The 12337-nt window shown below is 59.4% G+C and carries 8 protein-coding genes and 1 pseudogene; 3 read left to right on the top strand and 6 right to left on the bottom strand.

Features of this window, described 5'->3' with window-relative positions; translation table 11 throughout:
• Positions 1–152: 152 nt before the first annotated feature.
• From ACIQ39_RS04180 to recQ, 3 genes and pseudogenes are all read right to left on the bottom strand, one after another.
• Positions 153–644: a GNAT family N-acetyltransferase gene (locus ACIQ39_RS04180; protein WP_396433355.1), complete on the bottom strand. Its 492-nt coding sequence runs from the start codon at positions 642–644 to the stop codon at positions 153–155.
• A 75-nt stretch (positions 645–719) separates the two neighbouring features.
• Positions 720–917: pseudogene (locus ACIQ39_RS04175) on the bottom strand (BrnA antitoxin family protein); the annotation flags it as partial.
• Positions 918–1786: 869 nt separating this feature from the next.
• The gene (gene recQ / locus ACIQ39_RS04170) at positions 1787–3670 is read right to left on the bottom strand and encodes a DNA helicase RecQ (protein WP_396433354.1); all 1884 of its coding nucleotides are present in this window, start codon (positions 3668–3670) and stop codon (positions 1787–1789) included.
• Positions 3671–3961: 291 nt separating this feature from the next.
• Between recQ and queC the strand changes: the two genes are divergently transcribed.
• Both queC and katG read left to right on the top strand, forming a co-directional pair.
• Positions 3962–4735, top strand: coding sequence for a 7-cyano-7-deazaguanine synthase QueC (gene queC / locus ACIQ39_RS04165; RefSeq protein ID WP_396433353.1), 774 nt, complete (start codon positions 3962–3964; stop codon positions 4733–4735).
• 192 nt (positions 4736–4927) lie between these two features.
• The gene (gene katG / locus ACIQ39_RS04160) at positions 4928–7138 is read left to right on the top strand and encodes a catalase/peroxidase HPI (RefSeq protein WP_396433352.1); all 2211 of its coding nucleotides are present in this window, start codon (positions 4928–4930) and stop codon (positions 7136–7138) included.
• A 394-nt stretch (positions 7139–7532) separates the two neighbouring features.
• Here katG and ggpS read toward each other — a convergent pair whose 3' ends face one another.
• Together ggpS and ACIQ39_RS04150 are read right to left on the bottom strand one after the other, a co-directional pair.
• Positions 7533–9812 (bottom strand): glucosylglycerol-phosphate synthase, encoded by a 2280-nt coding sequence (ggpS, locus tag ACIQ39_RS04155; RefSeq protein WP_396433351.1) that lies wholly within the window; start codon positions 9810–9812, stop codon positions 7533–7535.
• 42 nt (positions 9813–9854) lie between these two features.
• A complete protein-coding gene (locus ACIQ39_RS04150) occupies positions 9855–10142 on the bottom strand; it encodes a hypothetical protein (RefSeq protein WP_396433350.1) in 288 nt (95 codons plus the stop codon).
• A 121-nt stretch (positions 10143–10263) separates the two neighbouring features.
• Between ACIQ39_RS04150 and ACIQ39_RS04145 the strand changes: the two genes are divergently transcribed.
• Positions 10264–11436 carry an IS256 family transposase gene (locus tag ACIQ39_RS04145; RefSeq protein WP_396433349.1) on the top strand — a complete coding sequence of 391 codons (1173 nt, stop codon included), beginning with the start codon at positions 10264–10266 and terminating at the stop codon, positions 11434–11436.
• On the opposite strand, the gene ACIQ39_RS04140 is transcribed toward ACIQ39_RS04145, so the two are convergent.
• Complete coding sequence (locus tag ACIQ39_RS04140) at positions 11415–12326, bottom strand: mechanosensitive ion channel family protein (protein ID WP_396433348.1); 912 nt, start codon at positions 12324–12326, stop codon at positions 11415–11417. The genes ACIQ39_RS04145 and ACIQ39_RS04140 overlap by 22 nt on opposite strands.
• Between the last annotated feature and the right edge of the window lie 11 nt (positions 12327–12337).

Here is a 12337-nt window from a genome sequence, read left to right as displayed (position 1 = left end):
CCTTGGAGCATGCCTGGTGCGGAAAATCAAATTCAAATCGTGGACACCCATGAAACCTTTGAAACCCTTGCCGTTACTCGCTTGGCGCGGGTTGGCAGTCAAATAAACCGGACACTACTGAAATTAGATATGAAATTTTTTAACGCCATCAGTTAAAGCGCTGTTTCCATCACGATGGCAGCGCCGGTGTATTGGGTCCTTGGTTTTCGGTATAGCTCACTGAACCCCTCTCTTTTCCAAAAGCGGAACGCTGAAACGTTTGTCTCGATCACAGCAAGACGGACTGCGGTACATGACCATGCGCGCGACATCTCTTTGATGTGGCGAATCGCTTCAACGCCATGCCCATGGCCTTGATGAGCCTCGGCGAAGAGAAGCAGGCCTAAAAACGCGATGTGAGGTTCAGGATAAGCTCTAACCAAGTCGACGCAACCGATTGGGGTGTCTTGGTACAGGTAGATTCCGATGAGCTTGTCTTTGCGCTCCTTTCCAGCCGGCAGGTCTCTGAACGCTTCGATCCCGTCCGTGGGGGCGGGTAGCCGACCTTCTACTGTGAGCGAGTAGCCCGGGGCTGCCTCAAGCAGCCCTTGAAGCAGCGACACATGGACCGGATTGTGTTCGCTCAACTCTTGGAACTTTAGCATTTCAGCGCTCTTAGGTCAGAATTCATCGGCCTGCGCACGCGCAGGCCCGGTGGAATGATGGGTCTGACCGCATCTTCACTTAAGGGATTGACGTGCTATGTACTGACGAAGAACGCCATCCATTCGTGAATGCCAGCCATCGCCGGTGGCTTTGAAGAACGCCACAACCTCTTGGCTGTAACGCACTGACACGAGTAATTTCTTGTGTTCGGATTTCGGTCTGCCGCGCAGTGCTTTGATGGGAAGCATCGACTTCAGTTGCTTTGGCGTAAGCGGTTGCGCGTCAGGATCACTTCAGGCCGCCGCCGTAATGGCTTTGTCTTCTTCTGCGCCGGTGCCACGGGGCAAGGCTTGACCAGCGTGCTTGCGCTGTTTTGCCCAAGGATGGCACCGCTTGCAAATGCGGGTAAGCCCTTGTCGTTCGAACTGAGCCGCTTGAGAAGGCTTAGGCCCTTCCCCTGCGAAACATGCGCTTGGCAAGTGGCCAGAGCGCCAGTAAGGCCAATGCTGGCCACAAAAGGTAGCCGAACAGGAGGTCTTGGTTTGTTGGTTGCCAAGGTGGGAGCGGAGTCGGCAACAGACCTGCGCTCTGCAGGCGCTCAAGTTCAGGCCCAGAGGGCAAGGGTATATAACGCTTGCTGTCCCCTGATGACCCGAGGACATAACCATCGTCCTTCATTGTGTAAGGCAGCAAGAAAGCGTTCGTAGTGATCTTTCGGCCCAGAAACAGAGGCTCGCCACTCGGGCCTTTCAGCGCCACCGGGGCGACATAGCTCACCCGCTCCTCGGCACCAAATAGAAGCTTGGCCGACGACGCTTGGCTAGCAAGCGACAAGCAAACAAAGGTGAGTGCGGGAAAAGTTCCGAACCATCTGCGCATGAGCAGTACTCCGTGAAAGGTATAAGGTGATGCAGACCCCAAAACCCGCTTGATACAGCCGGTCGCAGTCAATCCGCCGTGTTGTTGAAATCGCTGAAAGCGGCCTGTGCTTTGGCTGACCTACCCCAGCTGGCACCCGGCCCCTCTCAAGCTTGCTCCTGCGCGCTCCAGCACAGCAGGTTGAAGTCACCAACTGTAGCTGTTTTGGCGGTATTTTTAGACCTTTGTTGCTATAAAAATAGCCGAGCTACTTGGGTGGGCCTCAACCCGCCCCGTTACAAACCCGCAGCACTTGCTGGCCATAGGCTTCGAGTTTTTTCACGCCTAGGCCGCTGATGCCGTTCAGGTCGCGCAGGCTTTGTGGGGCGGCCTCGGCAATCGCCGCCAGCGTCGCGTCATGAAAAATCACATACGCGGGCAGGTTGTGCTCTTTGGCCACATCAAAGCGCCAGGCCTTGAGGTTGATGTAGCGCACCATCGCGTCTTGCCCCAGGTTGGCGGCGGCGGGGGATGGGGCGCTGCGGCTGCGCGTGCGCTTGTCGGCGCGCTGGCTGGTGCTCTCGCGCAGCTGCACCGGCACATCGCCCTTGAGCACGGCGCGCGAAGCTTCGGTCAGGTGCAGGGTGCTGAAGCCCTCTTCGGTGTGCACATGCAGCGCACCAATGGCGATCAGCTGGCGCATCACGGCGCGCAGTTGCTGCTCGCTGTACTCGGCCCCCAGGCCAAAGGTGCTGATGCTTTCGTGACCGCGTTGCGCCACTTTCTCGGTTTTTTTGCCGCGCACGATGTCCATGGTGTGCGCCGCGCCAAAGCTGTGGCCGCTGGCCTGGTGGCAGCGGTACACGGTGGACAGCAGTTTGCGCGCCGCATCGGTGCCGTCCCACACTTCGGGGGGTTGCAGGCAGTTGTCGCAGTTGCCGCAGTACGGCATGTACACACCCTGACTGCTCTCGGTTTGTCCTGGGTAGGTTTCGTCAAAGTAGCTCAGCAGGCGCACGCGGCGGCAGTCGGTGGCCTCGGCCAGGGCCAGCAGGGCATCGAGCTTGCCGCGCATGGCCTGTTTGAATTCTTCGCCCGCCGGGCTTTCGTCGATCATGCGGCGCTGGTTCACCACGTCTTGCAGGCCATAGGCCATCCACGCGTCTGAGGCCAGCCCATCGCGCCCGGCGCGCCCCGTTTCTTGGTAATAGCCTTCGATGTTTTTGGGCATGTCCAGGTGCGCCACAAAGCGCACATCGGGTTTGTCGATGCCCATGCCAAAAGCGATGGTGGCCACCATCACCACGCCTTCTTCGCGCAAGAATTCGTTTTGATGGCGCTGTCGCATCTCGGCGGGCAGCCCCGCGTGGTAGGGCAGCGCATGAACACCCGCCTCACACAGCATGGCCGCGATTTCTTCCACCCGTTTGCGCGACTGGCAATACACCACACCGGCTTCTTCGGGGTGATCGCGCTCAATGAAGCGCAGCAGCTGGGTGCTGGCCTCTTTTTTCTCGACGATGGTGTAACGGATGTTGGGCCGGTCAAAGCTGCTGATGAACAGCTCGGCGCTTTCCAGCTGCAGCCGCTCGACGATGTCGGCGCGGGTCAAAGCATCGGCCGTGGCGGTGAGTGCCACACGCGGCACGCCGGGGTAGCGCTCGTGCAGCACCGTCAGGCCCCGGTACTCGGGCCGGAAGTCGTGGCCCCACTGGCTCACGCAATGCGCTTCGTCAATCGCAAACAGGCTGAGCAGCCCGCGTTCGAGCAGCGAATCCATCTGCGCCAGAAAACGCGCGTTGGTCACGCGTTCGGGTGCGGCATACAGCAAGGTGATGTCGCCTCGCATCAGCCGCCGTTCGGTGTCGCTGGCTTCTTCGCTGGTGAGGGTCGAGTTGAGAAAGGCCGCGCTCACACCCGCCTCGTGCAGCGCGCCGACTTGGTCGTGCATCAGCGCAATCAGCGGCGAGACCACCACCGTGATGCCTTGGCCTGCACGTTGGCGCGCAATGGCCGGTATTTGGTAGCACAACGATTTACCCCCGCCCGTGGGCATGAGCACCAGCGCATCGCCTCCGGCCGCCACGTGGTCAATGATGGCTTGCTGCGGGCCGCGAAAGGCGTCGTAGCCAAAAACTTCGCGCAGGATGGGCAGGTGGGGGGACACTGGGGTTTGACAGGCTTTGTGTAAGTCAATGATTGTCACTGATTGATGGTGTTGTTTTCGGCGGTTTTCGCTTGAGTTTTTGCGGGTGTGGAATGGGTGGGTGAGGGCGGGCACAGGCTTCCTCATACGGCGGGGGTACGCCCAAATCGTCAACCTCTGCCCGCCCTCACCCACCCACGCCAGACCATGGGCTGCCCCCTTCCAAATGCGCACCACAAACGTTCCCCCTTGGCTGGCCGCTTTCCGACGTGAAACGCAGCACGCAGACCCAAGCGTTTACCATCCCAGCCCATGCACACCACAGCCCTTGTTCTGTTTTCCGGCGGCCAAGACTCCACCACTTGCCTGGCCCACGCCCTGAGTCGTTACGAGCGCGTCGAAACCCTGGCCTTTGACTATGGCCAACGCCACAAAGTCGAGCTGGACGCCCGCCTGAATGTGTTGGCGGCGATCAAAACGCGCTTTCCTGTCTGGGCCCCCAAAATGGGCGAGGACCACCTGCTGGACGCGGGCATCTTGGGCCAGATCAGCGAAACGTCTTTGACCCGAGACACCGCCATTGAAATGGCAAGCTCGGGCCTGCCCAACACCTTTGTGCCCGGGCGCAATTTGCTGTTCCTCACGCTGGCTGCGGCTTTGGCTTACCGCCGGGGTTTGCAGGTCATCGTCACCGGTGTGTGCGAGACCGATTTTTCGGGCTACCCCGATTGCCGCGACGACACCATGAAGGCCATGCAGGTGGCGCTGTCGCTGGGCATGGACCGCAAGCTGCTGATCGAAACCCCGCTGATGTGGATCGACAAGGCCCAGACCTGGCAACTGGCGCACGACTTGGGCGAGCACGCCGACCCGGCGCAAGGCGGGCAGGCGCTGGTGGACCTGATCGTGGCGCACACCCACACCTGTTATTTGGGAGACCGCACGCAGCGCCACGACTGGGGTTATGGCTGCGGCCAGTGCCCGGCATGCCTGCTCAGGGCCGCAGGCTTTGACAAATGGCGCAAGGCGCAGACTGGCAACAGGTTTGACCCCGCCCTGAGTGCGCCCAAAAGTCTTAAAAAATAACTATCAACAAGATTGTTTCAATTGATTAGCCAAATGACGGGTCTGTTTTTAGACTGATCAACCGTTTCAATTGGAACGAGTCTGTGCGCCCACCCAGCGAAGCGCAAAGAATATTTTGCTTTTTCGATGGCCTTGCTGAACGCACAGCTTGGTTTTCTGATTGAATGATTTTTTTCTAACCAGGAGTACAACTTGTCTGCCCCCACCACCTCCCAATGCCCCTTTCACGCCGTCGTTGGCGCCAACAGCTCCAACGGCCGCCGCTCCAACGCCGACTGGTGGCCCAATCAGCTGAACCTGGCCATCTTGCACCAGCACACCCCCGTCTCCAACCCCATGGATGCGGACTACGACTACCGCAAAGAATTCGCCAAGCTGGACTTTGCCGCGCTGAAAAAAGACATGGTCGACTTGATGACCGACAACCAAGAGTGGTGGCCGGCCGACTGGGGCCACTACGGCGGCCTGTTCATTCGCCTGGCCTGGCACGCCGCAGGCACCTACCGCACGGCCGACGGCCGGGGTGGCGCCAGCACCGGCAACCAGCGCTTTGCCCCCCTCAACAGCTTTCCTGACAACGGCAACCTCGACAAAGGTCGCCGCCTGCTGTGGCCGCTCAAGAAGAAATACGGCAACAAAATCTCTTGGGCCGACCTGTTCATTTTGTGCGGCAACGTGGCCATGGAATCCATGGGCTTCAAAACCTTTGGCTTTGGTGGCGGCCGCCCCGACATCTGGGCACCTGAAGAAGACATTTTCTGGGGCGCTGAAAAAGAGTGGCTGGCCACCAGCGACAAAGACAACAGCCGCTACAGCGGCCAGCGCGAGCTGGACCACCCCCTGGCCGCCGTGCAAATGGGCCTGATTTACGTCAACCCCCAAGGCCCAGATGGCAACCCCGACCCCAAGCTGTCGGCCCACGACGTGCGCGAAACGTTCGCCCGCATGGCCATGAACGACTACGAGACCGTGGCCCTGGTGGCCGGCGGCCACACCTTTGGCAAGATGCACGGCGCAGGCGATGCGGCCTTGGTCGGCCCCGAGCCTGAAGGCGCGCCCATGCACGAAATGGGTTTTGGCTGGATCAACAAGCACGGCACCGGCAAAGGCGGCGACACCACCACCAGCGGCTTTGACGGCGCCTGGAAACCCAACCCCACCACCTGGGACATGGGCTACCTCAAGGTCTTGTTCAAGTACGAGTGGGTGCAAATGACCACCCCTGCTGGCGCCATTCAGTGGCACGCCAAAGACTGCGAGCCCGAGGACATGGTGGTTGACGCCCATGACCCGAGCAAAAAGCACCCGCCCATGATGACCACGGCCGACTTGTCGCTGCGCATGGACCCGGACTACGAAAAAGTCTCACGCCACTTCTTGAACAACCCCGACGAATTTGCCGACGCCTATGCCCGCGCCTGGTTCAAGCTGACCCACCGCGACATGGGCCCCAAGGTCAACTACCTCGGCCCAGAAGTGCCCGCCGAAGACCTGATCTGGCAAGACCCCATCCCCGCCGCCAAAGGCGCGCCCATTGACGCGGCCGACCAAGCAGCCCTCAAAGCCAGCATGTTGGCCAGCGGCTTGAGCGTGAGCGAGTTGGTGGCCACGGCCTGGGCCTCGGCCAGCACGTTCCGCGGTTCGGACAAGCGCGGCGGCGCCAACGGTGCGCGCATTCGCCTGGCCCCACAAAAAGACTGGGAAGCCAACCAGCCTGCGCAATTGGCCAAGGTGCTGGCAGCGCTCGAAGGCGTGCAAGCGGCTTTCAACGCCAAAGGCGGCAAGCAAGTGTCCTTGGCCGACTTGATCGTGCTGGGCGGCTGCGCCGCAGTGGAGTCAGCCGCCAAAGCCGCAGGCTTTGACGTGCAAGTGCCTTTCACACCCGGCCGCACCGATGCCAGCGCAGAGCAAACCGATGTGGACTCTTTTGCCGTGCTCGAGCCTCAAGCGGACGGCTTTCGCAACTACCAAAAGAAAGCGTTTACCGTGTCGGCCGAAGAAATGCTGGTCGACAAGGCGCAACTGCTCGGCTTGAGCGCCCCAGAGATGACGGTGCTGGTCGGCGGCCTGCGCGTCTTGGGCGCCAACACCGGCGGCTCCAAGCACGGCGTGTTCACGCAGCGCGTGGGTCAATTGAGCAACGACTTCTTTGTCAACCTCACCGACATGAGCGTCGCCTGGGCGCCCACCTCGCCCGCCGAGACGGCCTTTGAAGCGCGCCACCGCAAAACCGGCGCGGTGCAGTGGACAGGCACCCGCGTGGACCTGGTGTTTGGCTCCAACTCGCAGCTGCGCGCTCTGTCTGAGGCCTATGCCCAAGACGACAACCAGGGCAAGTTTGTGCGTGACTTCGTGGCCGCTTGGCACAAGGTCATGAACGCAGACCGCTTCGACCTGGCGTAAACAGCGCCACCCAGCAAGCCCCCGAAGTCGCAAGGTTTCGGGGGCTTTTTTGTGGGGGCAGGATGAACCATGGCGCTGAAACGCAAGACCGCACCCATCTTTGCCGAACCTCTGTTTGCGGCCGTCGGACCGCACCACCCATGGCCGCAGTAAACAGAGATGTGCCTCGCCGGCCTGCAGCATGAAGCCCTCGCGTTGCCGCGCCTAGGCGATGGCCTGCTGGAGGCCTTGAGCTTGACCCGCCTGGGGCGGGTTGGTTTGAAAAACAGCTGGTCTGGCGGTCCAATTTCAGCCGCGAGCCATCGCGCATGACCCGCATGGATGTTTTGCGTGCACCGCATGGACAAGCGCAAGCCACTGGACAGCAGCAGCAAGGCGCAGAACGCCGGCCCTTTTAGACCTTGCCAAGGCTCTGCCGGGTTTGGCCGCGTGCACTGTTCAAAAAGTCTTCGGACCAGGTTTTCACACCATAGCTGAGCACCCGCTCTTGGAGTTGGCGCATCTTGTAGTGCGCCTCTTCGGTGCTGAGCGACAAGCCGGCCTCCAGCATCTGCACCAGGTTGTTTTCGTCGTGGGGGTTGGTCAAGATGGCCCCTTTGAGTTCGACCGCGGCGCCTGCAAACTCGGACAAGACCAAAACCCCCGGTGTTTGGTCCACGGATTTGGCCGACACATACTCTTTGCACACGAGGTTCAAGCCGTCGCGCAAGGGCGTGATCCACGCCACATCGGAGGCCAGGTAAAAAGCCATCAGCTCTTCGAATGGCAAGCTCCGGTAAAAGTAGCGCACAGGCGTCCAGTTCATGCTGGCAAAGCGGCCGTTGATGCGACCCACAATGCGGTCCAACTGTTCACGCGTTTGCTCATAAATCACCATGCCCGTGGCGGCGGGGGTGACGATGTTGAGCATGATCACTTTTTCGTGCCATTGCGGGTGCTTTTCCAAAAACCGCTCAAAGGCTTGCATCTTTTCGATGGGGCCTTTGACGTAATCGAGCCGTTCTACAGACAGCACAATTTTTCGTCCGCGCGCCTCGGCGAGCAAATCGCGCATGCCTTGTTGTGTGCGCTCGGTTTTGACCAATTGCGCGATGCGCGCGTTGTCAATGCCCACAGGGTGCGCGCCCACACCGACCAAACCATAAGGTGTTTGCAGTTGCAGCGTCATCTCTTCAACACCCAAGGCGCAACCGTAGGTGAGCCAGTCCGGAGCGCAAGAGGTTTTGCTGAGCACGCTGCAGTTGACGTTGGAGCGAACCACATCGACGAAATTTTCGACATAACGCGGAATGTGAAAGCCGACGTAATCGCACTTGAGCAAACTGGCCACAATCTGCCCCTTCCACGGCAGCATGTTGAAGATGTCTGCGCCTGGAAAAGCCGTGTGGTGAAAAAAGCAGATGTGCAAATCGGGCCGCAGTGCGCGCAAATACGAGGGCACCATCCAGAGGTTGTAGTCGTGGATCCAAACCGTCGCACCCTCTTGAGTGGCTGCAGCGGTTGTTTCGGCAAACAAACGGTTGATCTCGCAAAAATGCTGCCAATGGGCATCGTTGAAGGTCACGCGCTCGGGAAATGAAAACAGCACAGGCCACAGCGCCTCTTTGGAAAACTGTTTGTAAAACAGGTCCACATCTTCGGCCGTCAAGGCGACACGACAGGCCATCAAGTTGGGGTACAGGTCTCGGTCAACCCAGACCTTTTGTTCGAACACGGCGGCATCGGGCGTGCGACTCGCCTGCAAAGACCAAGCCACCCACGCGCCTTCGCGGCCATCTGCAAAGCAGCCCAGCAAAGTGGGCAAGATGCCGTTTGGGCTTTTGGGCAAGCTGCGCGTGACCCCGGAGTCTGTGGTGGTTTCGTCAAAAGGCTGACGGTGGTAGACCATCACCAACTCGGCATCGCCCTGCGGTGCAATGGTCTCGGCCGGGGCCAGCCCCAGCAAGCGGTGAAAGGCATGGTGCCGAATGGCTTCCAAAATCCCCAGTGGCCCAGCCGCTCGGGCCAAGTGCACCGGCCTGAGCAAGCCATTCATGCGGTCTTGCAGCACAGCGTCTTTCAAAGCTTTTTCGGCATTGCCCACCACCACAGCTTTGAGCCCGGTGCGCATGAGTGACAAATCGTTGAGCGTGTCCCCGGCGGTCAATACTTTGTCGGGTGACAGTCCCTCGTTACTGAGCAAGCGCATCAGGCTGTTGCCTTTGGACACGCCGCGTGGCAAAAAGTCAAAGTACTTGTCGGCCGACACCAGATGGTCAAGCCCCAAAGACTGCGCCAAGTCTTGTGCTTGCAGCCTGGCCGACTCATGCTCAAAGGTGAAGGAGCACTGGTATTCCTGGGGCACCTCCTGAAAATGCAAGCCATCAATCTGACGGGCCAAGGCCAAGATTTGTTCACGACCAGGCCAGCCCTGTGTGAGCTCGTCTTGCAAAGGCAAGATGGGCGCAAAACCATCGCCTTGTCTGCGCAGCAAAGTGCCGCCCACATCGGCAATGATGTAGTCGGGCATGGGGATGGCGGGGTCGTCCAGCAGCGTCAAAATGCTCTCAAAGCCCCGACCGGTGACAAAAATCAGCGCGATGCGCTCTCGGTGCTCGAGAAGCAGGCGGTAGAGCTGCGCCCCATCGTGCAGCTTGTCTGGCGGCAAAAAAGTACCATCCAAATCGGTTGCCAAGATGAGTTCAAGTCCAGTGTGTGTGGCGATGGGGGCCTCCAATCAAGCCTTGTGCAGGTGAAGCGTGCGGGTCGGGAAAGCGAAGTCGATGCCTGCGTCTGCAAAGCTGCGAACGATTGACAAATTGATGGCTTGTTGCGCATCCATGTACAAGTCGTAATCGCCGCTCAGCACAAAATAGACCACTTCAAAATCGAGCGAAGACTTGCCAAAAGATATGAAGTGCGCGCGCCCAAAATTCACTTGGGCTTGGCTTTTGACAATCGCTTCGATGGTAGTGCAACATTCATTCTGTAATTTCCCGAGCCCTTGAGGCAGGATCAATTGCACATTGTTCCCGATTTCGGATTCTGGATATTTTTAATCAGGCCCCTGCCAGGCCGCCGGAGGCACCCCTCCCTGCGGCGATTGTTTGGCGAGGCTGAAGCAACGCAGAAAGAATGTATTCATCATGGCCCAACGAACTCAACTTGACGATACCAACAACCCCCTGCACGAGGCCTACGCCTGCTTGCTGGCCAACGGCCTGGATGGCGCTGGCCAAGCGCTGCGGATATTGGTCAACGAGGCCTCCCGCATCGAGCGTGCCCAGCACCTGCAGGCCACCCCCTATGAACGCTCTGCTCAACGCGTGGACCACGCCAACGGCTACAAGTCCAAGACCGTTTTGACTCGCCTGGGTGAGCTCACCTTTGAGGTGCCCCAAGTGCGCTCGGGCGGCTTTTACCCCAGCGCGCTGGAGCGCGGCAGCCGCTCCGAACAAGCCATGAATCTGGCGCTGGCCGAGATGTACGTGCAGGGCGTGTCCACCCGCAAAGTGATCACCGTGCTGCAAAAGTTGGTGGGGCCGGAGATCGCCATTTCATCGACCCAGATCAGCCGCTGCACGGCGCTGCTCGATGAGGGACTGAATGCCTGGCGCACGCGTCCGTTGGACGAGACACCATATGTGATTGCCCGCTACGAGCGTGTACGCCACGCCAATCAAGTGGTTGACTGCGCGGTGCTGGTGGCCATTGGCATCACCACGACAGGCCACCGCCGGGTACTGGGCGTGTCGGTGGCGCTGTCCGAAGCCGAGGTGCATTGGCGAGCCTTTCTGGACAGCCTCATTGGGCGCGGGTTGCGCGGGGTCAAGTACATCGCCAGCGATGACCATGCGGGGCTCAAAGCGGCCCGCAAAGCGATGTTTCTAGGTGTGCCGTGGCAGCGCTGCCAGTTTCACCTGCAGCACAACGCACAGGGCTACGTCACCAAGCTCGACCAGCGCACAACGGTGGCCCGGCAAATACGCGCCATCTTCAACGCTGGCGACGCCCATGAGGCTCAACGCCTGCTGAACGTGGCGCTCAAAGATTGGCAAGGCAGCCACCCCCAGCTGGCCGCTTGGGCCGAGACCAATGTGCCAGAGGGTTTTGCGGTCTTCAATTTGCCTGAGGGCCACCGGGTGCGCATGCGCACCACCAATGGACTGGAGCGATTGAACAAGGAGCTCAAGCGCAGAACCCGAGTTGCGACGCTGTTTCCCAATCCGCAAAGTTGTGAAAGACTGGTCAGCGCACTGCTGGCCGAACAAGACGAGGAGTGGATGAGCGGAAAAATTTACCTGAACATGAAACCCTGACTTGGCGTTGATACGCCACAACCCCAGAAAAGAAATCGAAATTTACAGAAAAGAAGTTGCTTTATCGCTTCGATGGTGCTGGGAATCTGCGCCAACTGATCGGCCGGGGTCGAATAAGTCACGCCAAAATTGAAGGTGCAACGCCGTTGGCTCATGCGTTTGAAGTTGCGAAGCCGGCTTTGCAGCAAGTCGTTGTTGGCAAAAACAATTTGCTCGCCTGCAAGGCTGCGCAAGCGCGTGGTTTTGAGCCCCACATGCTCCACCGTGCCCACCATGTCGTCGACCATCACGAAGTCGCCAATCACAAAAGGCTTGTCGATGGCAATGGACAAAGAGGCAAACAAATCGCCCAAGATGTTTTGCACTGCCAGTGCCACAGCCACACCGCCAATGCCCAAGCTGGCCACCAAGGCCGTGATGTTCATGCCCAAGTTGTCCAGGGCCATCAGCATCACAATGGCCCACAGCAGCAGCTTGCCCAAGAAGGACAGCAGACCCAGCGTCATGAGGGTGCCGCCTTCGATGACCTGGTCGGGTTGTGCAAAGCGCAGCTTCAGCCCAGCCTCAAGGGCTTTGTGTGCCCACAAGCCCGCTTGAAAAATCAGCAAGACCAGCATCACCTTGACGGCGCCGTTCTCAAGCCGATCAGAAAGTTGCAAGACTTGCAAGGCCGCCAAAATGCCCAGTCCCATGACCAAGAGCGTGTTGTTGGCCTTGAGCACGATCAGCACAAAGTCAGCGCCCTTCCAAGCGGTGCTTTGTGCCAGGCTTTGCAACTGTTTCAAACCCAATCTGAACAAGAGTTTGACGCCCAGAACCACGGACACAAACAGAACCAGCGCTGTCAGCGAAGCAGAAAAAGGATGGTCAAGGATAAAGTGACTCCACATGGGCAGATGGC

Source organism: Limnohabitans sp. (assembly GCF_044361645.1).
Classification (GTDB): Bacteria; Pseudomonadota; Gammaproteobacteria; order Burkholderiales; family Burkholderiaceae_C; genus Limnohabitans_A.
Note: the sequence above shows the minus strand (reverse complement) of the source record. Positions and strands in the feature narration are given on the sequence as shown.

Excerpts from the sequence above, each read along its gene's own strand:
- ACIQ39_RS04180 (WP_396433355.1), bottom strand. The coding sequence starts at position 644 with ATGCTAAAGTTCCAAGAGTTGAGCGAACACAATCCGGTCCATGTGTCG.
- ACIQ39_RS04140 (WP_396433348.1), bottom strand. The coding sequence starts at position 12,326 with ATGTGGAGTCACTTTATCCTTGACCATCCTTTTTCTGCTTCGCTGACA.
- ACIQ39_RS04145 (WP_396433349.1), top strand. The coding sequence starts at position 10,264 with ATGGCCCAACGAACTCAACTTGACGATACCAACAACCCCCTGCACGAG.
- queC (WP_396433353.1), top strand. The coding sequence starts at position 3,962 with ATGCACACCACAGCCCTTGTTCTGTTTTCCGGCGGCCAAGACTCCACC.